This window comes from Pseudomonas sp. CFII68, assembly GCF_000416195.1.
GTDB lineage: Bacteria > Pseudomonadota > Gammaproteobacteria > Pseudomonadales > Pseudomonadaceae > Aquipseudomonas > Aquipseudomonas kilonensis.
On sequence record NZ_ATLN01000022.1, the window covers coordinates 59,899 to 80,949 of the forward strand.

Consider the following 21,051-nt stretch of genomic DNA (forward strand, 5'->3'; position numbering starts at 1 on the left):
GTGCAAGACTTCCCCGCCGTAGCGACTACCTCGTCGCAGGCGGCAGAGCAGGACTGCTTGCCACGTCGCTGTTCTGATAAGCATCCCAAAACCACCACCCCAAGCGCTGTGAATACTTAGTCTGATAGTGGAGAACTTTGTCGGCCTTACGTTGCAAATACTCAGGCGTGTTCATCCCAAACACTTCCATCGGAAACTCCTCATCCAGATCATTCAGCCAGAAGTCAGGGATCGTTTTGTCATCGCCATCGAAACGCAGCGGCTTTGAGAATTTACGCTTTTGCTCACGGAGCATCGCCTCGACCTTGCCCTCCAGACCGGAGTCCAGGGGAATCAACATGTCGCTCACGTGCATCAAGGCAACCTCGAGAACATCGCTATAACGATCGTTTTTTTGTCGAAGCTCCAAAAATGCGATGGCAATGATCTTGGCACCCTTTTTCCAGGCACCAATCTCCCGGCCAAAGCTTTTTTGTGCATCCGGCCAAGTACGCCCGTTGAGGTACATCATGGGCATGCCTTTACTGTTCATCAGCGAAAGGGTTTGCATCTGATCTACGGACTCACCCTCGATGTAAGGCATAAGTACACCGACGGTGACCAGCCTGTACTTGAGTCGACCTGCCTGTTTCACAATTGCAAAGTTTCGAGCTCCACACTTGGGACCCTCTTGTGCTGGACACAAAAGAACGTTGTCCAGCGTCATTCGATGGGTCTTGATGTGTTCCGCCGTTTGCTTGAGCTTCCATTGAAGAATCGAGTCATCCCGCTTGCCTTCCATGTTGGGGTGCCAGGTATTTAGATCACTGCGCGTCCACAGCAGATCCAGCAATCCCCGGAGCTTCATTGCACGCTGTGTTCGCCCCGGTTTTCGGGGATTGAGTGGGAGGTCGACTTTGACTTTGACTTCGGCGTCATCGTTCTTCTTCCTGAGCTGGATCGCTTGAGAGAGACGAACAGTGACGTCATCCTCATCCCCCTCCACCACCACGCCCTCAACGTAGGATTGCAATCCCGTCCGATACTCGGCTTCGCTGAAAAAGCGACAATCCAAGGCATGCTCAGGGCCTGTGTTCGCATACCTTGCGAGAACGTACCGCTTCAGAACCTTGAGGTGTCGGATATTGAGGTGCTTTGAGCCGTTGCCTTTACATAAACACTTGGCCTGCTGGCCATGGGCACTTTTCAGCAACAGTTGCCATTGATCGGCACTCTCGGCAAGCGTCTGGTATGTTTTCGTGCACGGGTGTTTCGCACCCGGCACTTCCACGCTGTAAATCTCTGACATGTCGTCCCTTTCTTGTCGGCGTCGGATCCGCTGTGACGGTGAATAGTGAGGCAAAGCTTACGGAGTTGGCGAGAAGAAGCACAGCCAGCCCCATAAATCCTCGGTTTCGTTCACTCATGTCCAGCCGACCCGCTCTCCAGCACAGGCTCCTAAAGCTTATGACTCCCCAGCACCAAATACCGCTGCGGCGCCACCTTGCGCAGTCGCGCCGCGAGGAATACGCCAGCCAGCAGGGCTGCAGGAATGATCGCGCAGAGGCCATACGACAAGGCCTTGCTCGCGCCCGTCAGCACATCGAAATGCACCACCGCGATAAACAGGACAGCCAATAGCGCAAGGCAAGAGAACCCCGGGAAAATCCGTCCACGCCAGATCCCCAGCTTGAGCTCGGGGTGGCGCTGGGCAAAGACCCAGACCGCGGCGGACGTGAGCGCCATCAGCAAAATCACACAAAGCGTCGCCAGGTTGGACAGCCAGGCGAACAGTTGCAGGATCGGATCGGCATCCATCGCGGCGAAAATCAGCACGACCACGGCGGAGATCAAGCTCTGCAACGCCGAGCCCATGTGCGGGCTCTGGTGGACCCGATGGGTGGTGCCTAACCGGCTGGGCAGCAAGCCGTCACGCCCGATGGCGTAGAAGTAACGGGCTGCGGCATTGTGGAACGCCAGCAGCCCGGCGTAGATGCTGACCATGAACAGCACGCGGATGACCTGGGTCAGGTGCGGGCCGACAAAGTGATCGGACATGCCATAGATAAACGTCGTCGGGTCCTGCAAGGCCTGAAGCGTGGAGACGATTTTGTCCGCCCCTACGCCAATCACCATCGACCAGACCGACAGCGCGTAGAACCCACCGATCAGCAAGACCGAACAGTAGGTGGCAATCGGAATCGTACGTTGCGGGTTCTTGGCCTCTTCGCCGTAGATAGTGGTGGCCTCGAAGCCGATGAACGCAGCGAAGCAGAACAGCAAGCCGATTGACGGCGTGCCGCTGAACACATGGCTGCGATCGAACGCGTCGAGATTGATGCCACTGTCGCCGCCCGTCCTGAGAATGGCGAAATCCAGGAGCAGGATCGCCAGGTATTCGGCGATCACAATGACCGACAACACCCGGGCCGACAGATCGATCTTGCGATAACCGAGGATCGCAACGCTGGCCATCGCCATCAGTGAGTACGACCACCAGGGCAATACCAGGCCGAACACGCTTTCCATCGTGCCGCTGACCACCCCACCGAACATGCCATACAGGCCGACCTGGAGGATGTTGTAGGCAAACATCGCCAGCACCCCCGCCGCGCCACCGGCCAGGCCACCCAGGCCGCGCGAGGTAAACGCATAGAAACCGCCGGCGTTGGTGACGTGCCGGGACATGGTCGTGTAGCCCACCGAGAACGCCAGTAACACCAGCAACGCCAGGATCAGCAACGCCGGTGTGCCGGCGCCGTTGCCCAGCATGATGCCAATGGGAAAACCGCCGGCGATGACACTCAAGGGGCTCGCCGCCGAAACCACGAAGAAGATGATGAAGCCGACACCCAAGGCCCCACGCTTGAGCTCCGTGGAGCTGTTGACCGGGAGAGGTACACTCATGTTTTCTTGACCTTATTGTATGAGGCAGGTGCTGTAGGATCGATGCAGTCAACCGCTCACCGTCACCGAATAGCGTTATTGTTCTTGTCGCACGCTGGATTCGATCCTATGCCTCTCCCTGAACACCCCACTATCCCAAATCGGTAACCAGCGCGTTCGCCTCAAAAAAAGCCTGGCGTGTGACTAATGCCTGTCAGTCAGGAGCAAACGGCATAAATCCTGTGGGAGCAAAGCTTGCTCGCGATAGCGGCAGCGTCGCCAATATTGTTGTCGGCTGGCTTACCGCAATCGCGAGCAAGCTTTGCTCCCACAGATTTGCTGCTAACCGACAGGCCTTAGGGTGTGCGGCCCCTCTCGCTTCACTGCAGGGCGATCCCCAGGTGCAACAATCTGGACGGGATCGCGTGAGCGTCATAGATGCGTCGGATCTGGCGCGGCAGCAGATACGCCAACACGACCCGCGAGGTCGCGCTGTGGAAAAGATCGATCGGCCGCCCCCTGTCGCCACCGACCGGGCCGACATCGGAACCCCGCTGGATCAGCACGTTGACCACTGAATCGCCATGCCACTCACTGACCAGTGCATCCAGGTCGGTATCGTCGACCAGTCTGTCGACCAGGTCCCGGCTGCACGCCAGCAACGGATCGTAGTTCGCCATCTGATGTTCCAGCGTGACGATTCGAGGGCCGAGTGCATAGCCGCGTGGCAACCGCTTCAAGAAGCCCGCGTCGCCGAGCTCGCGCAGATAACGATAGGCGGTGGCAGGCGTGTAGCCGAGCTCCTGGCAAATGATGCCCACGTCGATGACCGGCTGCTCGGGGCGAAACAAGTCGAAGACTCTGAGCAGGCGGCGAAGGCTATTCATCGTTTCTACATCCTTGTGAAGTCAAGCCAGCCCGTTGCGCAGTGCAGCAGGCTGATATTCAAGCGAGCGCGCAACCGCTGATGGCAGCGCGCGCGGTTTGAGACGGCAACTCGGCGAACAGTTCCTGATATTGCGCGGCAAAATGGCTGAGGTGATAGAAACCCCATTGGGCGGCGGCATCGCCGATAGAAAGACGCGACGCCTGGGTGGTCATCAAGGTCCGGCGTACACCGTTGAGCCGCACGGAGCGCAAGTAATTGAGCGGGGTCGTCTCGGCAACCGAGCGGAAGCTGTTCTGCACGGTACGTCGACTCACCTGGAGTCGCTGGCACAACTCATCGACGCTGGGCACGTTGTTCAGCTCCGCGGTCGCCAGGCGATGGCACTTCTCGACAATGAAACTGCGCGTGGAGCTTGGCGAACGCTGCTGCTTATCACAGGCCGGGTCGGTCATGAGTTGCAGCAGCTCGTCGAGCATGGCCTGTTCCAGTTCCAGCTCCCGATCTTGCGCGTTGTCGAGTTCTTCGTTCGAGAGCGCCTGGGAGAACGCCGCCAGCATCCGACGTCGAGCGTCAGCGTAGCGTTGCGCGGGGAGCCTGATTACGGGTTGGCGGAGTAACTGGCTGATTTCCTTGGCCGAGGCGGTTTGCGCCAACGCCTGTTCGAACAATTCACGTTCGAAGGTAATGGCCAGCAGTTCCATGCCCATCGGCATGTGGAACATGAACTCTTCGCCGCCATGAAGAAAGAACAGACTGCTCTCGTCCACCTCCCGACCCTGCATCCGAATCGAACCCGGGACGGTGATGGGCACGGCAAAGCACATCTTGCCTCGGGGGGCCACGCCATGCTGCACCACGCGTTGGTTGATCTGCTCGCGGAATACGTGGCAACGCCCTGTCGACAACTGGATCAGCGAACTCTCAGCCGAACCGGCGGTTAACTGGTTGTAGTCCTGGTTCCATTCCTGGACGGTGGCGGCGTGGACATGGATGTCACGAAAATGGCTGATGTTCTGATTTTTCATGATGTCGAAAGCCTCGGCCAATATTCTTGTTCTTAGGATGCCTCGTTGCGCGATATTCTCACAATAAGAGAATTATGCATAATTCTCTTTGGGTCATGTCAGTGCTCTGGTGCTGACGCTCCAGGCGGTCCGCCCAATGTGCCGATTCGGGCTACCGGCCAGGCACGGGCCACGAGGATGATCGGGACACTGAAACCGACATCCTGAGAGACCGTCATGAGTGAAGCCAAACTAGAATCCCTCCATTTCGCCGATGCCCCGCAGATTACCACCGCCATTCCTGGCCCCAGGACCACCGAGGCCCTGGCGCTGTCGGCGCGTACCGAGTCGATGGCGCGCGGCGGCGCACGCATGCCCGTGGCCATGGACCGGGCCTTCGGCGCGACCTTCAAGGACGCCGATGGCAACACCTACATCGACCTGTCCGCTGGTGTGGGCGTCAGCAGCGTAGGCCGTTGCCATCCGAAGGTGGTGCAGGCCATTCGCGAACAGTCCGAAGTGCTGATGCATGCCTTGGAAGTCAACAGCACGCGGCGCACCGAACTGGCCGCCAAGCTCTCCGAGATCGCGCCCGACGGCTTGCGCGGTGACTGCATCACCTTCTTCACGCAAAGCGGCAGCGATGCGCTGGAGGCGGCGATCAAGTTCGCCAAGCGCGTCACCGGGCGGCACCAGATCATCGCCTTCCACGGCGGCTACCACGGCGTGTGGAACGCCTCCGGTGCGCTGACCACAGGCACGGCCTACCGCAAGGGCTACGGCGCCCAGATGGGGGGTGTCATTCATGCGCCCTACCCTTATGCCTACCGTTTCCCCTTCGACACCACGCACAAAAGCGCCGAGCAGATTGCCGGCGACTACGTGGATTACCTGCTGAACACCCCCTACACCGCCGCCGATGACGTGGCCGCCGTGATCGTGGAACCGGTGCAGGGCGAAGGCGGTTACGTGCCACCCTCACCCGAGTTCCTGCAACTGTTGCGCAAGGCCTGCGACCGCAGCGGTGCGCTGCTGATCGTCGATGAAGTGCAGTCCGGCGCCGGGCGTACCGGCAAGATGTGGGCGGTCGAGCACTCGGGCGTGAAGCCCGACATGCTCACCTTCGGCAAGGGCATCGGCAGCGACTTGCCGATGGCGGGCCTGATCATGCGTTCGGACCTGGCAGCCGCGATTCCTGACGGATCGATGCCCAACACCTTCGCCGCCAACTCGTTGTCCGCGGCGGTGGCGCTGACCAACATCAGCATCCTCCAGGACCCGGAGCTCGATCTGCTCAACCGCGCTCACACACTGGGGCTGGAAGCGCAGGAACGTATTCGTGGCTTCGACAGCCCGTTGGTCGGTGAAGTCCGAGGTCGCGGCCTGATGATCGGGATTGAGCTGGTCGAGGACCCGGTCACCAAGGCGCCACTGGCACCGGAAAAGATCGGCCAACTCATGGGTTACCTGCTGAGCCACGGCGTGCTGATGATTCCCTGCGGGCGCTACAGCAACGTGATGCGCGTCATGCCCTCGCTGACGATCTCACGCGCGCTGTTCTTCAAGGCACTGGACATCTTTGGCGACGCCCTGGCCTCCCTCAAGGGATGAGGTGTGCATACCCCGACTACTCCACATCACTTGAGGGACTGCAAAATGACTCAACACTTGAACCACTTCATCGAAGGCGCGTCCTTCGAGGCCTCCGACGGGCGTCGCATCACACTCGTCGACCCCGTGACAGAACAGATCTACGGCAGCTCCGCGCGCGGCACCGCCCAGGACGTGGACCGCGCCGTAGCGGCGGCACTCAGCCAACTTGAGGGTGGCGCCTGGAGCCAGCTCGATGGCGCCCAGCGTGGCCGGCTGTTGTCGAAGCTGGCGGACCTGGTGGAGCGCGACACCGACGTGCTGGCTGACCTGGACGCCAATGCCATCGGGCGCTCACCGATCGAGCCGCGCCGGCTGGACGTACCCAATGCCATCGCCAACCTGCGCGCCGCCGCCGGCTGGGCCAACCAGTTGGAGGGCCGCACCATTCCCACCGGCGGCTACTTCGGCACCAAGGCCCTCTCGTACACGATCCGCGAGCCGGTGGGCGTGGTTGGCGCGATCGTTCCCTGGAACTCGCCGCTGATGATCACAGTCTGGAAGCTCGCCGCTTTGCTGGCGGCCGGCTGCACCGTGGTCATCAAGCCTTCGGAAGAAACGCCACAGTCGGCCCTGCACCTGGCGGCGCTGGCTCAGGAAGCGGGCTTTCCTGACGGGGTGATCAACGTGGTCACCGGCTATGGCAACGAGGTGGGACGCGCCCTGTGCGAGCACCCGCACGTCGCCAAGATCAGCTTCACCGGCAGCCCCGAGGCCGGACGCGAAATCCAGCGCACCGCTGGCGTACTTTTCAAGCACGTGGCACTGGAGCTAGGCGGCAAGAGCCCACAGATTGTCTTCGACGACGCCTCATTCGAGGACGCGCTGTTCGGTTGCTCGCTCGGCCTGTTCGCCAACCAGGGACAGATCTGCGCGGCCGGCTCGCGCATCCTGGTCCAACGCAGCCTCGCAGATCGCTTCGCCGCGGCGCTTGCCGACGCCGCGCGAGCCGTCAAGGTCGGCGACCCTCGCGAACCCGGCGTGCAGATGGGGCCGGTGGCCAAGAAGGCGCAACTGGATCGCGTTAACCGATATATCCAACTGGGCATCGACCAAGGCGCCACCCTGTTGGCCGGTGGTGTATCGAACCCTGAGCAGGGCTGGTTTGTCCGGCCGACGATCTTCGCCAACGCCCGCAATGACATGGCAATCGCCCGGGACGAGATCTTCGGCCCCGTCGGCACAGTGATCACGTTCGACAGCGAAGATGAGGCGATCGCGCTGGCCAACGATTCCAACTATGGCCTGGCGGCCACGGTCTGGACAAGGGACCTGGTGCGAGCGCACCGCGTCGCCGCAGCAGTCAAGGCCGGTGCCGTGGGCATCAACTGCTGGAGCCCGCTGGACGCCAACCTGCCCTGGGGCGGCGTCAAGTCCAGTGGCGTTGGCCGTGAAGGCGGATTTAGCGGCGCGCTGGCCTATACCGAGGAGAAAGTCATCACCGTACTGCTACCCAACTGAGAACAAAAACCTGCACTGACCGGACCACCCCTGTGTCATAGAGGGTGGCCGTTCAAACGTGCATTTTCGATGCCTTGATGATCGATGGAGAGACCGCGATGAATCCGGTAAATCAAACAATAATTGATCGGTATCCGACATCCCTGCGTATGTTGCACTGGGTGCGCGCCGTGCTCATCGCCGGCCTCCTCTGGGCGGGCTGGCACATGACCGGGCTCGATGACGAAGTGGCGAGCAAATATGAGCTCTATTACCCGTGGCACAAATCCTTTGGGGTGCTGGCGTTTCTGCTGGTCCTGATTCAGATCGCCCTGCGTGTGCGCACCCCCCGGTTGCCGCAACCGCCGGAGACGCTGGCGCGGTACGAGAGAGTTTCGTCAAGGCTTGCGCACCGTACCTTGTATGCACTGCTGGTGATCGTGCCGTTGATGGGCTATTCGATGTCGAGCACCTACACGATGAGTGACGGGGTGTTCTTTTTTGGGGTGAACCTTCCCGAGCTGCTGAGCAAGAATGACGACTGGTTCGTTGTCTTCCAATGGCTGCATAAAGTGCTCGCCTACACCCTGCTCGGCCTGATCGTGGTGCATATTGCCGGTGCCCTCAAACACCGGTTTTATGATCGCGACCCTCGAAACGATGTTCTGCGCCGCATGCTGTGACGCTGACTTGACGAGGCATCGGCGCGGTCCTCAGATGTTCAGCGCTGAGCCTTTGCCCCACCTTCGGCACCTACGACAAACCAGAACGCCAGCCCCAGGGCAACCTCCACCAGCACCGCTGGCAAGATGCCCGACTCCACATGTCCCACGGCCCACTCGCCCAGCCCCAGCAGCGCAAGCAGCAGGCACGTGGTGACAAACCCCGCCACCACGGCGGTTCGCCCTGGCGAGGGCGGCGCATTGCGTGCCAACAGCAACGCGACACCAATGCCCACGTAGAGTGGTGCTGCACGCCGGCCTACCAACCCCGTGGTACCGCCATCGAAGACCACGCCCCAATTGGCCAACAACGTGGCCGGCGCGAACAACCAGATGGCCGCCAACGCAAAAAACAACAGCGCCGAGACGATCGCCAGATAACGGAAAGCGCGCGAAGCGGTGTTCATGCGTTAACGTCCACGACAGTGCGTCCGCGCACCTTGCCTTCCAGTACCCGAGAGGCAACGGTCGGCACCTCTGCCAGGCCAACCGTCTGGGTGGTGCGGGCCAGCTTGCTCAAATCAAGGTCCTGGGCGAGTCGCGACCATGCCTGCAGGCGCACCGCTTGCGGAGCATTGACCGAATCGATACCGGCCAGGGTCACGTTGCGCAGGATAAAAGGCAGTACCGAGCCAGGCAGATCCGCGCCTTGGGCCAGGCCGAAGGCAGCGACAACGCCGCGATATTGGGTCTGTGCCAAGGCATTGGCCAGAGTGTGGCTGCCCACCGAATCAATGACGCCGGCCCAGCGCTCCTTGGCGATTGGCACGCCCGGCTGCGACAAGGTGTTGCGGTCGATGACCTGTGTCGCCCCAAGGTCGCGCAGGTAGTCGCCCTCCTCTTGCCGTCCGGTCGAGGCGATCACTCGATAGCCCAGGCCCGACAGCAGTGCGATGGCCACCGAGCCGGCGCCGCCGCTGGCACCGGTGACCAGGATATCGCCACGATCTGGGGTCAGCCCGCCATGCTCCAATGCCAGGACACTGAGCATCGCCGTGTAGCCTGCGGTGCCGATGGCCATGGCTGCCTGGGTCGAGAATACTTCCGGGATTTTTACCAGCCAGTCACCGCTCACCCGCGCCTTCTGCGCAAAGCCGCCGTGGTGGGTCTGGCTCAGCCCCCAGCCATTGACCAGCACCCGGTCGCCGGCCTCGAACCCCGGGTGGCTGGACGTTTCGACGATACCGGCGAAGTCGATGCCCGGAATCAGCGGAAACTGGCGGATCACCGGTGAGCGCCCGCTCAGGGCCATGGCGTCCTTGTAGTTCACGGTCGAGAACTCGATCGCGACGGTGACGTCACCGGGCATCAGGTCCTCGTCCTTGAAGTCGACCAGATGGGTCGAGATCGCGTCGCCGGTTTTGCTCGAGAGCAGCGCTTTGAATGTCATGGTTTTTTCCTGTTCGTTCAAACGGATCGTCATCGCTGTCAGCGTGCCTGAGCAGGCCATTTGGTTTCGAGCTGCAGCGCCTTGCGAATGCCCGTGTCCAGCAAGCGCGCCGGAGCAAAGTTGCGCAGAAACTGCAACTGGCCGGCCGCCTTGCCAGCGGTATAGCGCAACTTCGGACGCTCGGCCCGCGCGGCCTGGAGTACCACATCGGCCACTACGTCGGGGCCATCGGCGGTCGCCATGGCCTGGCTCACCACTTTCGTCACTTTTACCCGAACGTCTTCGTACACGTCGAGTCTAGCGTCGGGTTGGAGGTTGTTGCTCTCGAATTGAGTCTTGGTATAGCCGGGCTCGACGACCGTGACCCTGATGCCGTGTGTACGCAATTCGTGATCCAGCGCTTGCGAATAACCTTCCACCGCATGCTTGCTGGCTGAATAGAGGGCGGCATAAGGAACCGGCACGACGCCGAGGATAGAGCCGATGTTGATGATGCGGCCAGCGCCCTGGCGTCGCATGTGCGGCACCACCGCGCGCGTCGTGCGTACGATGCCGAGGAAGTTGGTATCGAAAAGGGCCTTGGCTTGCTCGACTGAACTCTCCTCCGCTGCTGCGGGCGCGATGCCGAAGCCGGCATTGTTGACCAACAGATCGATCCGCCCCTCCAACGTCAGCAACTCCTGGATGGCCGCTTCGACGCTGGCATCGTCAGTGACATCGAGCACCAACAGTGGAAACCCCTGCTGCCCCGCCTGCCCGCCGCGTCGGCTGGTGCCGTAGACGCTGTAGCCTGCGGCCACGAGCTTGTGTGCAATGGCTTCGCCGATGCCGGATGAAGCGCCGGTCACTAACGCTACGGGTTTGTTGATCATCATGACTTTCCTTCCGGCTATCGACGTTTTTCCGGTCAGAAGATCGCAACTGTGCTCTTGGATCATCGACTGGCAGCCTTATGATGATGATCATAATCGTAGCGGTCAATCATTTTGATGCTGATCGACATCAATAATGCCGATCGCAGCGTTGCTTCCAGCACTTGAATAAATCAGTTCTGTTTCTGCGGCCACTTAAACTTTCGGGAAAAGCGCAAAAAATGCCTCACCAATGGTTATGGGTTAGTCACATGGCTATTGGGCTTGCTCGCGAAGGCGGTGTCATAGCCGATGAAGATGCTGGATGTGCTGGCCTCTTCGCGAGCAAGCTCGCTCCCACAGGAGGTCTGTGTTGGATATGAATTTTGTGTCCACCGAGGATTGAACGTGGGAGCGAGCCTGCTCGCGATGGCGGTGGTTCAGTCACATGGATGTTGGGCTTGCTGGCCTCTTCGCGAGCAAGCTTTGCTCCCACAGAACTGACGGGTGTACGACCGGGAGAGCCAGGTCGGCTATCAGGCCGCCTCGTGGTGGACGTTGATCTCGGCGCCCCGTTAACCACGCTGGCCGAACGCAGGCATTGCGGAGTGGGCATCCCGGCATGGATGCCGGGATAGCCGCGCTGGGCCATGGATGGCCCTTCGCGGCGGGCCCACGGAGCAATGCCGGAGTGAGGGCATGCCGAGCCTAGGCGAGGCACCGAGTGGTGGGGCAAAAGCGCTTTGGTTATTTTCGCGCTTTTCGAAAGCGACCCGCCGTCAGGGCGGAACCCTAAGCGGCCGTTACCGCAGCAACGGATATACACACGCCCCCTAAACCTCAGCCCCCCAACGACGAAACAACACGCTGGCATTAACCCCACCAAACCCAAACCCATTGGAAAGCGCATAGGTAATCGGCATCTTCCTGGCCTCCAAGCCAACCAGATCAAGCCCCAATGCAGCCTCATCAGGATGAACCAGGTTCAGGGTAGGCGGAACGATCTGGTCCCGAAGCGCCAACACCGTAAAAATAGCCTCAATACCGCCAGCCGCCCCCAGCAGATGCCCGGTGGCCGACTTGGTGGAGGTGATCGCCACATCGCTATCGCGCCCGAACACCGAGCGAATCGCCGCCAGTTCACCGTTGTCGCCGACCTGGGTAGACGTCGCGTGGGCATTGATATGCTGCACATCGGCCGGGCTGACAGCGGCCTGGCGCAGCGCCTGTTCCATCGCACGCCGAGCGCCGTTGCCGTCTTCCGGGCCCGCCGTCAGGTGGTAGGCATCGGCGCTGGTGCCATAACCCACCAGTTCCGCCAGGGGCTTGGCCCCGCGTGCCAGGGCATGTTCCAGCGATTCGATCACCAGCACGCCGGCGCCCTCGGCCATGACAAAGCCATCGCGATCACGGTCGAAGGGACGCGAGGCCTCCTGCGGGCGCTCGGCAAATCCCGTGGACAGCGCGCGAGCCGCCGCGAAGCAACCCAGGGTGACACGATCGATTGCCGCTTCGGTACCGCCGCACAAGGCGATATCCGCCTCACCGCTCCTGATCAGCCTGGCCGCATCGCCAATGGCCTGCACCCCAGCCGCGCAGGCCGTTACCGGCGCGCCAAGCGGCCCCTTGAAACCATGGCGGATGGAAACGTGCCCCGCCGCCATGTTGGCGAGAAAGGCCGGCGCCGTGAACGGTGACAAGCGACGTGGGCCGCGAGCGTCGGTGGTACGCACGGCATCGGCAATCGCGCCAAAGCCCCCCACGCCCGACGAGATGATAGTGGCAGTCCGCTCCTGGTCGGCCGCTTCGGTCGGATGCCAGTCGGCCTGGGCCAGGGCTTCGTCGGCGGCTACCAGCGCGAACTCGATAAAGCGATCCATCTTCTTGCGATCCTTGGCCGGGATGATGCGCTCCGGGTCGTAACCGGCGATGGCGTCCTCCTCCAACGACGGCACCTGGCCCCCCACCGCCACGCCAGTTCCCTCGGTAATGTCGCCAGACAGGATACGAATGCCGGAGCGCCCGGCCAGCAGGCGCTGCCAGACTTCTTCGACACCACAGCCCAACGGGCCGACAATGCCCACGCCGGTGACGACGATGCGTTTTTGACCTTGGGAAGTCATCATTGAAACCTCTTCATATCTCAGTCGATGTTCACTAAAAAGCACAAATGCGCTGCTTAAACCTGCACAGCTGTCTGAGCGTGCGCTGAAGGGTCAGGACGGATCCTGAACCAGATGGAATACATCGCGGGCAGGAACACCAGCGTCATGATGGTGCCCACGAACGTGCCGCCGATCAGCGTGTAGGCCAGCGTCCCCCAGAACACCGAATGCGTCAGCGGAATGAAAGCCAGGATGGCCGCCAGTGCCGTCAACAGTACCGGGCGGGCCCGTTGCACCGTGGCCTCGATGACCGCATGGAAGGGCTCCAGCCCTTCCTGTTTGTTGTGATGGATCTGCCCGATCAGGATCAGTGTGTTGCGCATCAGGATGCCCGACAGTGCGATCAGTCCGACCAGGGCGTTGATCCCGAACGGCTGCTGGAAGATCAGCAACGTCGGCACCACGCCAATCAGGCCCAGCGGTGCGGTGAGGAACACCATGATCATGGCCGAGATCGAACGCACCTGCACGATGATGATCAGCAGCGTCAGGGCCACCATGATCGGCACCAGCGGCACGATCGCCTTGCCGGCCTTGCCCGACTCCTCGATGGCGCCTGCCTGCTCGATCCGGTAGCCGCTCGGCAGCGTCTCGATGATCGGCTGCAGTGCCTTTATGATCGCGCTCGAGACGTCCGGTGGCTGCAAGCCTTCGGCAATGTCGCCGCGCACGGTCATGGTCGGGGTGCGATCACGGCGACGAAGAATCGGATCCTCCATGCGCACATCGACCTCGCCTACCTGGGACAGCGGAATGCGCTGGCCCGCCGCGCCCACCAGGGTGAACCCTTCGATCCTGGCCGGATCGAGGCGAATGTCACCGGCAGCACGACCGACCACCTGCACCGAACGGATGTCCTCGCGAACCGCCGTGATCGGCACCCCCGTGAGCAGGAACTGCAATTGCTGCGCGACGGCATTTGACGTCAGGCCGACCGCCTGCAAACGATCCTGGTCCAGGGTGAAATGCAACGTCGGCACCAGCGGTCCCCAGTCGGTATTGACGGTTCGCATCAGCGGGCTCGCCTGCATGACATCCTGGACCTGGCCCGCGATCTCGCGCAATGTCGACGGATCAGGCCCCATCACCCGGTAGGCAACCGGAAATGGCGAATAAGGGCCGAACACCAGTTGCGTCACCCGGATCCGCGCCTCTGGGGCGAGCCCCTCGGCAGCCGCCTCGCGGAGACGGAACTTGAGGATCTCGCGCGCTTCCTGGCTGTCGGTCAATACTACGATCTTGGCGAACGAAGGATCGGGCAGTTCCGGCGCCATTGCCAGGTAGAAGCGCGGCGAGCCCTGGCCGATGTAGGCCGTAACGATTTTTGCCTCGTCCTGTTTTTGCAACCAGGCCTCGACCTTGGCGGTGGTGGCGCTGGTCTGCTCAATGGAGGTGCCATAGGGCATTTGTACTTCGATCAGCACCTCCGGGCGGTCGGAGGTCGGGAAGAACTGTTTCTTCACCAGCCCCATGCCGAGAATCGCCACGACAAATGTCGCGATCACGGTGCCGGCCACCCACCATTTGCGCGCGATGACGCGGGTCAGGACCCGGCGAAAACGATTGTAGTGTCGAGTGTTATAGATGGCTGCGTGGCCGCCCTCGACCTGCTTGATGTCCGGCAACAGCTTCACCCCCAGGTAAGGGGTGAAGGCCACCGCCACCACCCAGGAAGCGATCAGGGCAATGCCGACGATCCAGAACATGTTGCTGGTGTACTCGCCAGCGGTCGACTGAGCGAAACCGTTGGGCATGAAGCCGATCGCCGTCACCAGCGTGCCGGACAGCATCGGTGCGGCCGTATGGCTCCAGGCATACGCGGAGGCCTTGATCCGGTCATAGCCCTCCTCCATCTTCACCACCATCATCTCGATAGCGATGATGGCGTCATCCACCAACAGCCCGAGCGCCAGGATCAGCGAACCCAGGGTGATCCGGTCGAAGTTCTTTCCGGTGGCCGCCATCACCACAAACACTATCGCCAGTGTCAACGGTACGGCGGCTGCGACTACAACGCCTACACGCCAGCCCATGCTGAGAAAGCAAACGAGCATGACAACCAGCAGCGCGACAAAAAACTTGACCATGAACTCGCCGACGGCCGAGTCAATGTTCACCGCTTGATCGGTGACTTTGGTCAACGTCATGCCCAGTGGCATGCCTTCATTGATCTTGGCCGTCTCCGCGTCCAGGGCCTTGCCCAGGTCCAGCCCGTTCCAGCCCTCGCGCATCACGACGCCCAGCAACAGCGCTTCTTCGCCGTTATTGCGCACCAGGAAGGTGGCCGGATCTTCATAGCCACGCTCGACGGTCGCGACGTCCGAGAGCTTGAGTGTGCGACCTTGAATCGCCAGGGGCGTGTCGCGAATTTTCGCCAATTTATCGAAGGCCCCGTCTACCCGCAGGACAACCTGCGGCCCGTTGGTTTCGATGGAGCCGGCGGGCGTGAGCAGGTTCTGGCTGTTCAGCGCGGCGAAGATGTCCTGGGGCGAAACGCCCAGGGTGGCTAGCCGGTCATGGGAGAAGGACACAAAGATGCGCTCGGCCTGCTCGCCAATGATGTTGACCTTTTTCACACCCGCCACGTGCAACAGGCGCTGACGCAACGCTTCGGCATCACGCACCAGAAGCCGCTGCGGCTCGCCTTTGGCTTTCAGGGCGAACAGCGCGAACGTCACATCGGCAAACTCGTCGTTGACCATCGGCCCAATGACGCCCGCCGGCAACTTGAGTGCTTCGTCCTGGAGCTTCTTGCGCGCCTGATAGAACTCCTCCTGCACTTGCGAAGGTGGCGTGCGATCGACCAGCGACACCATGGTGAACGCCAGGCCCGGACGGGTGTAGGTTTCCGTGCGGTCGTACCACTTCAGTTCTTGCAGGCGCTTTTCAAGCGGCTCGGCAACCTGGTCCTGCATCTCTTGGGCGGTCGCGCCCGGCCATGCCGTGATGACGGTCAACTGCTTGACCGTAAACGGCGGGTCCTCGGCACGCCCCAGCTGGAAGAACGCCAAGGTGCCTGCGACGGCAATCAGAAAAATCAGGAACACGGTAATGGAGCGCTCGCGAACGGCGAGTGCCGACAGGTTGAGGCTCATGGACGGCCCCCGGCAACCTTCACGTCACCCGGTTGAGCCAGCCGCACTTCCTCCCCTTCACGCAGCAGATGGGCGCCGAGCCCGACAATCCGCTCGCCCACATTGAGCTTGCCGGCGACTCGCGCAGCGTCATCGCTCAAACTCAGGATTTGCACAGGTCGCCAGGTGACTTTCGCCGGCTCCCCGTCTATGACCCACACGCCGGTGCCGTTGCCCGGGTCAAAAACGGCAGCGATCGGCACTTGCAGCGCCTGCCGTTGCGCACTGTCTTCGGCGATGCGAAGGGTGACAGTCGAACCCAGCGGCGCATTGGCCAGCGCGCCCTCCAGCACATACCGCGCCTCGAAGGTCCGCGTCACGCGGTCAGCCGAATCCGACAGCAGCCTCAGCTTCGCGGTGACCGCCCCCGTGGTGACGCCATAAAGCGTCGCCTGTGCGGTGGCGCCTGCGGCAGGCCGCAAGGTCTCGGGCAATTGCACAACGGCTTCGCGCTGCCCTGCTCGCGCCAGTCGAACCACGGTTTGCCCGGGACTGACGACTTGCCCGGGCTCGGCGAGCGTGTCCATCACCACGCCGTCGGCATCAGCGAGCAACACGGCATAACCAGACGCGTTCTGGGCGACGTCGGCCTGCGCTTGTGCGGCACTCAGTTGTGCCTTGGCGGTATCGGCAGCGGCTTTTATCTGGTCGTAGCCCGAGGCGGAAATAGCGCCTGCGGCGACCAGGTCGCGATAGCGTGCCTCGTCATCGGCGGTCTGCTTGGCCCGGGCCCGGGCGGCAGCGACCGCCTCTTGTTGGGCTCGCGCCTGCAGCCCCAGGTCGATGGGATCGAGGCGCATCAACGGCTGCCCCCGTTTGACGGCCTGTCCGCTATCGACCAGGCGCTCAAGCACCTTGCCCGCTACCCGAAAGCCCAGGTCGCTCTGGACCCGAGCCGCCACGACACCGGTAAAAGATCGTGAGAGATCAGACGAACCCTGGACTTCAGAGACGCGCACCAAGGGCGCAAGCGTGCGGGGATCTTTAGTGGTGGATGAGTCGCCACACGCCGTCAGGACGAGAGGCAACAAGCAAACGGCAAAGGTGACAGGTCGAAGCCGGAGCATAGGTTCCCTTTTGGGCAGATAGGACAGGAGCCCCATTCTCAATCTAGTGACCATTACTGTCAATCGTCACCATTCATCACATTGCATTGGTTGCAGCGATGCTTGCCGATTAATAGATCATCTTGCCGCTGCGTCCTACGGGTGTTCATTGACAGATTGTGACCACAATATAATATGGTCACAAATCATCCATGGCTCCAGGAGTCTCAATGTCGCCCCTCCACCCCGCTGCTTTGCTGGTGAGCTTCAGCTTGATGACAGGTTGCACGGTCGGCCCGGACTACCAGCGTCCGGACGCTGCGCTGGCGCATCGTTACCTGGGCCAGGCGTCTGTCGAGCAGAGGTCCGCAGCGACATCGGCCAGCCTTGTCGCATGGTGGGAAGGCTTTGCTGATCCAGTGCTCAGCGACCTGATTGCCCAGGCACTTGAGCAGAACCTGGACCTGGCCCAGGCGTCGGCCCGCGTCACCCAGGCACGGGCAGGCCTGGGTGCTGCAAATGCCGCGTTATTGCCCTCTGGAAACATCAACGGCCAGGCCGCGCGCTCCTACCAATCCGTGGAAACTCCCCTTGGCCAAGTGCTGAACTCGACACCTGGATACGATCGATACGGGAACGCCTACGAACTCAATGTGGGGGCCAGCTGGGAAATCGACCTCTTCGGCGGCCTGCGCCGTGGACGCGAGGCCGCATTGGCCCAATACCAAGCTTCAGAGGCAGGCGTCGCGGCTACACGACTGGTCGTTGCCGCACAGACCGCGGATCTCTACATCACTGCCCGCGGGTTGCAGGCGCGGCTGGACATCGCCAACCAACAAGTCAAGACGCAACAGGATTTGCTGGAAAAAGTCCAACTGCTCTACAGCAAGGGCCTTGCGGCCAGCTATCAGGTTCACCAGGTCGAGGGCACCCTCTCGCAGGTCCGGGCGACGGTACCCGTGCTGCAGACCGGCCTGGATGCCGCCATGAATGCGCTGGACGTCATGCTTGGCACGCCGCCCGGCACCCATCGCACGCAACTGGTGAACGGACGAAGCATCCCTCTGGCGCCACAGATAACAGCCATGGGAACCCCCGCCGATCTGCTGCGCCGCCGACCAGACCTGATCGTGGCCGAGCGCCGTCTTGCCGCCTCCAATGCGCGTATCGGCGAGGCCGTCGCTGAGTACTACCCGAAATTTTCCCTCAGTGCGTTACTGGGCAGTGCCACAGCGGTTTCCGCCGGCAACCTGTTCACCGGCGACGCCAGCCAGGCGGCCGGCGCGCTGGGCCTGCGCTGGAGACTCTTCGACTTTGGCCGCATCAATGCGCAAATCGATCAGGCCAAGGGGCAGGAAGCCGAAGCGCTGGCGGCTTACCGCCAGTCCGTATTGCGCGCCACCGAGGACGTCGAGAACGCCTTCTCCGCGCTGGTGAATCGAGAATCCCAGGCGAGCACCCTCACCCAGGGCGAAACCTCGCTGACGCAGGCCCGCCAATCGTCATTCATCGCCTATCAGAAAGGCACAGCCAGCCTGATCGATGTCCTGAATGCCGACGCGACGCTGCTGCAAGTCTCCGATGCCCGGGCGCAAGCACGCACGGAATCGGCACGGGCGGCGGTGGCAGCATTCAGGGCGCTCGGCGGTGGCTGGCAGCCTTCTGAAACCCAACCGGTGGCGACTCGCTGAGCCGACCCCGTTACACAACACCTGCGGCTCCTTCTCCTTCCGCTCACAACCAGAGAACAACGATATGAAACCGAACGAACGCTCCTGGGTGCTCATCACTGGCGCCTCAAGCGGATTTGGCGAAGAGTTTGCCCGGCAATACGCAGCACAAGGAAAATCGCTCATCCTGGTAGCGCGCAGGTTGGATAAGCTCGAAGCGTTATCCGCTCAGTTGCGCGAACGCTTCGCCATTGATGTGATCGTCGAGCAAGTAGACCTGTCGTCGATCCCTGCGGTCATCGAACTGCATAAGCGTCTGAGCGAGCGAAAAATAGTGGTCGATGTGCTCATCAACAATGCGGGACATGGACTGCAAGGGCCTTTTCTGGATCAGCCTCTGGATCGTTCCCTGGCCATGATTGATCTGGATATCGCCAGCCTGACGGCCCTGACTCACGTCTTCGCGGCAGACATGCGAGCCCGCAAGCGTGGACACATCCTGATGGTCGCCAGCCTGCTGTCTTTTCAAGGCGTGAAGAATTTTGCCGTTTACTCTGCCGCTAAAGCTTACGTGCTGCGCTTCTCTGATGCGTTGCATCGTGAACTCAAAAGCGACGGCGTCATCGTGACGGCACTTTGTCCAGGGATGTCGGATACCGGGTTTGCGCAAAGCGCCAGGCAAACGATTACGCCAGCCTTGAACATGGTCATGATGCAGCCACAACCCGTGGTCCGCGCAGGCATTCGAGCACTGCAAGCCGGACGATTGAGTATCGTGCCGGGCTTTGGCAACAAGGCGATGACCGTCCTGACCTGGGCCACGCCGCGTCGGTTTCACCAAGGGCTCATGGCACGCATCATGGGCGCCTGAAAGGATGGCGAAGTGCTCTGAAAGCCGGGAGTCAGCCTACACTCCCGGCCGGCAAAGCGGCACTCGATCAGAAGCGATAGCTAACGGAAGTACCCAGGCCGCTCGCGCTGTTCCTGTACTTGGCGCTGTAGGCACCTCTGGCTGGCGAGGTTTCATTGACCCGTACGCTCTCCTCCCACAGATAGGAATAAGCGACGTCGATCGTGACGTTGTTCACTGGCGTCCAGCCGGCGCCGAAACTGACGATTTTTCGGTCGCCGGTAGGAATACGTGGCCCACGGTTGGTGTTGTTGGCGGGCGACTGGTCGACCGAGAAGCCTGCGCGTAGCACCCACTGGTTATTCAACTGATACGACGTGCCAATGGCGTGAGCCCACGTATCGTGCCAGTTCTGTTCTTCGGTAATAGTGCCCAGCGAGCCGCTCAATAAAGGTGGCAAGCCGGTGTTCTCGATGGTCAACTCCTCGAAGCGACTCCAGCGTGTCCAGGTACTGCCCGCGTACAAGGTCCAATCATTGTCGAGCTGGTGAGTCACCGACACGTCCACGGACTCCGGGGTGTCCACATCCAGCGAAGCGTCATAGCTCTCGCCGCTGACACCTAACACGCTAAAGATGCCGTTGGTGACCTTGGTCTTGGCGTCCAGGTGGTAGCTGACCTTGGAATGGTAGGTCAATCCCACACGGGTTCGATCCGTCGCCTGCACCAGCACTCCGGCATTGAAACCAAGGGCCGTATCGTCGCCATTGCTTTTGAGTTTTCCATCATTGCGACCCGGGCTCAGTGGGTTGGGCACTGTGCCGGTTATCTCGCCACTGATGCGGTTGACAGTCGGACCGAACCCGATCGAAACCCTGTCATTGAAGGCATAGCTGATGGTGGGCTGAAACGTGAGCGTCGTGACCTCGCTTTTGTTGCCATAGTAGCGCCCGGCAAAGTCGCTGCCGTAATCGGTAATCAAGCCGAACGGCACATAGAAACCCACGCCGAACGCCCAATGTTCATCGATGGGCTTGACGTAGTAACCCATGGGCACGGTGGTCGTGGGCACGACGTCGCCGTCTTCCTGGCCGCCAAAGGTACTGCGGGTCTGGCTGATGTCATTCTTCGCGAAGAGCGTCGCCGCCCCCAGGCTGACCTGCTCTGATTTCAGACGAGACATGCCCGCGGGGTTGCCGAAGACGGTGCTCGCGTCCTCGGCCGAGGACGAGCGACCGGCAAACCCCGATCCCATCCCGCTGATGCTCTGTTCATTGAGGGCAAAACCGCTTGCAAGCGCATGAGAAGTGGCGAACGCAACGGCAAGACCCATAGGGGCCTTGAGCTTTATTTTTTTCATTATTGGAACTCTGGG

General features: G+C 61.4%; 16 protein-coding genes. 5 read left to right on the plus strand and 11 right to left on the minus strand.

The features are described from left to right. Positions 1–25: 25 nt before the first annotated feature. From CFII68_RS0125755 to CFII68_RS23570, 4 genes are all read right to left on the minus strand, one after another. Positions 26–1,288 carry a DUF1173 family protein gene (locus tag CFII68_RS0125755; RefSeq protein ID WP_018601436.1) on the minus strand — a complete coding sequence of 421 codons (1,263 nt, stop codon included), beginning with the start codon at positions 1,286–1,288 and terminating at the stop codon, positions 26–28. A 149-nt stretch (positions 1,289–1,437) separates the two neighbouring features. Further along, complete coding sequence (locus CFII68_RS23580; protein ID WP_018601438.1) at positions 1,438–2,886, minus strand: APC family permease; 1,449 nt, start codon at positions 2,884–2,886, stop codon at positions 1,438–1,440. Positions 2,887–3,245: 359 nt separating this feature from the next. Further along, positions 3,246–3,752, minus strand: a complete 507-nt coding sequence (locus CFII68_RS23575; RefSeq protein ID WP_018601440.1) for a helix-turn-helix domain-containing protein — start codon at positions 3,750–3,752, stop codon at positions 3,246–3,248. Positions 3,753–3,810: 58 nt separating this feature from the next. Next, on the minus strand, positions 3,811–4,779 hold the full coding sequence (locus CFII68_RS23570; RefSeq protein ID WP_033062406.1) for a helix-turn-helix domain-containing protein: 969 nt from the start codon (positions 4,777–4,779) through the stop codon (positions 3,811–3,813). A gap of 216 nt (positions 4,780–4,995) precedes the next feature. Between CFII68_RS23570 and CFII68_RS23565 the strand changes: the two genes are divergently transcribed. The 3 genes from CFII68_RS23565 (at position 4,996) to CFII68_RS23555 (ending at position 8,531) form a co-directional block, all read left to right on the plus strand. Beyond that, the gene (locus CFII68_RS23565; protein ID WP_018601444.1) at positions 4,996–6,369 is read left to right on the plus strand and encodes an aspartate aminotransferase family protein; all 1,374 of its coding nucleotides are present in this window, start codon (positions 4,996–4,998) and stop codon (positions 6,367–6,369) included. Between the two features lie 45 nt (positions 6,370–6,414). Beyond that, positions 6,415–7,869 (plus strand): aldehyde dehydrogenase, encoded by a 1,455-nt coding sequence (locus CFII68_RS23560; RefSeq protein WP_018601446.1) that lies wholly within the window; start codon positions 6,415–6,417, stop codon positions 7,867–7,869. Between the two features lie 98 nt (positions 7,870–7,967). Beyond that, entirely contained in the window at positions 7,968–8,531 is a 564-nt protein-coding gene (locus CFII68_RS23555; RefSeq protein ID WP_024618793.1) for a cytochrome b, read from the plus strand. 38 nt (positions 8,532–8,569) lie between these two features. Here CFII68_RS23555 and CFII68_RS23550 read toward each other — a convergent pair whose 3' ends face one another. The 6 genes from CFII68_RS23550 to CFII68_RS23525 all read right to left on the minus strand — a co-directional run bounded on the left by CFII68_RS23550 (position 8,570) and on the right by CFII68_RS23525 (position 17,177). After that, complete coding sequence (locus tag CFII68_RS23550; RefSeq protein ID WP_018601450.1) at positions 8,570–8,977, minus strand: hypothetical protein; 408 nt, start codon at positions 8,975–8,977, stop codon at positions 8,570–8,572. Continuing rightward, the gene (locus tag CFII68_RS23545; RefSeq protein ID WP_033062408.1) at positions 8,974–9,960 is read right to left on the minus strand and encodes an MDR family oxidoreductase; all 987 of its coding nucleotides are present in this window, start codon (positions 9,958–9,960) and stop codon (positions 8,974–8,976) included. The genes CFII68_RS23550 and CFII68_RS23545 overlap by 4 nt, the downstream gene beginning before the upstream one ends. A gap of 38 nt (positions 9,961–9,998) precedes the next feature. After that, complete coding sequence (locus CFII68_RS23540; protein ID WP_018601454.1) at positions 9,999–10,832, minus strand: oxidoreductase; 834 nt, start codon at positions 10,830–10,832, stop codon at positions 9,999–10,001. 812 nt (positions 10,833–11,644) lie between these two features. Then, a complete protein-coding gene (fabF, locus tag CFII68_RS23535) occupies positions 11,645–12,937 on the minus strand; it encodes a beta-ketoacyl-ACP synthase II (RefSeq protein WP_033062391.1) in 1,293 nt (430 codons plus the stop codon). Between the two features lie 53 nt (positions 12,938–12,990). Then, on the minus strand, positions 12,991–16,071 hold the full coding sequence (locus CFII68_RS23530) for an efflux RND transporter permease subunit (protein WP_018601458.1): 3,081 nt from the start codon (positions 16,069–16,071) through the stop codon (positions 12,991–12,993). Further along, a complete protein-coding gene (locus CFII68_RS23525; protein WP_033062409.1) occupies positions 16,068–17,177 on the minus strand; it encodes an efflux RND transporter periplasmic adaptor subunit in 1,110 nt (369 codons plus the stop codon). The genes CFII68_RS23530 and CFII68_RS23525 overlap by 4 nt, the downstream gene beginning before the upstream one ends. Before the next feature lie 209 nt (positions 17,178–17,386). Here CFII68_RS23525 and CFII68_RS23520 point away from each other — a divergent pair, with 209 nt between their 5' ends. After that, entirely contained in the window at positions 17,387–18,847 is a 1,461-nt protein-coding gene (locus tag CFII68_RS23520; RefSeq protein WP_018601463.1) for an efflux transporter outer membrane subunit, read from the plus strand. Between the two features lie 64 nt (positions 18,848–18,911). Beyond that, positions 18,912–19,697 (plus strand): SDR family oxidoreductase, encoded by a 786-nt coding sequence (locus CFII68_RS23515; protein ID WP_018601465.1) that lies wholly within the window; start codon positions 18,912–18,914, stop codon positions 19,695–19,697. Between the two features lie 67 nt (positions 19,698–19,764). Here CFII68_RS23515 and CFII68_RS23510 read toward each other — a convergent pair whose 3' ends face one another. Next, positions 19,765–21,036, minus strand: coding sequence for an OmpP1/FadL family transporter (locus CFII68_RS23510; RefSeq protein ID WP_018601467.1), 1,272 nt, complete (start codon positions 21,034–21,036; stop codon positions 19,765–19,767). Positions 21,037–21,051: the final 15 nt, after the last annotated feature.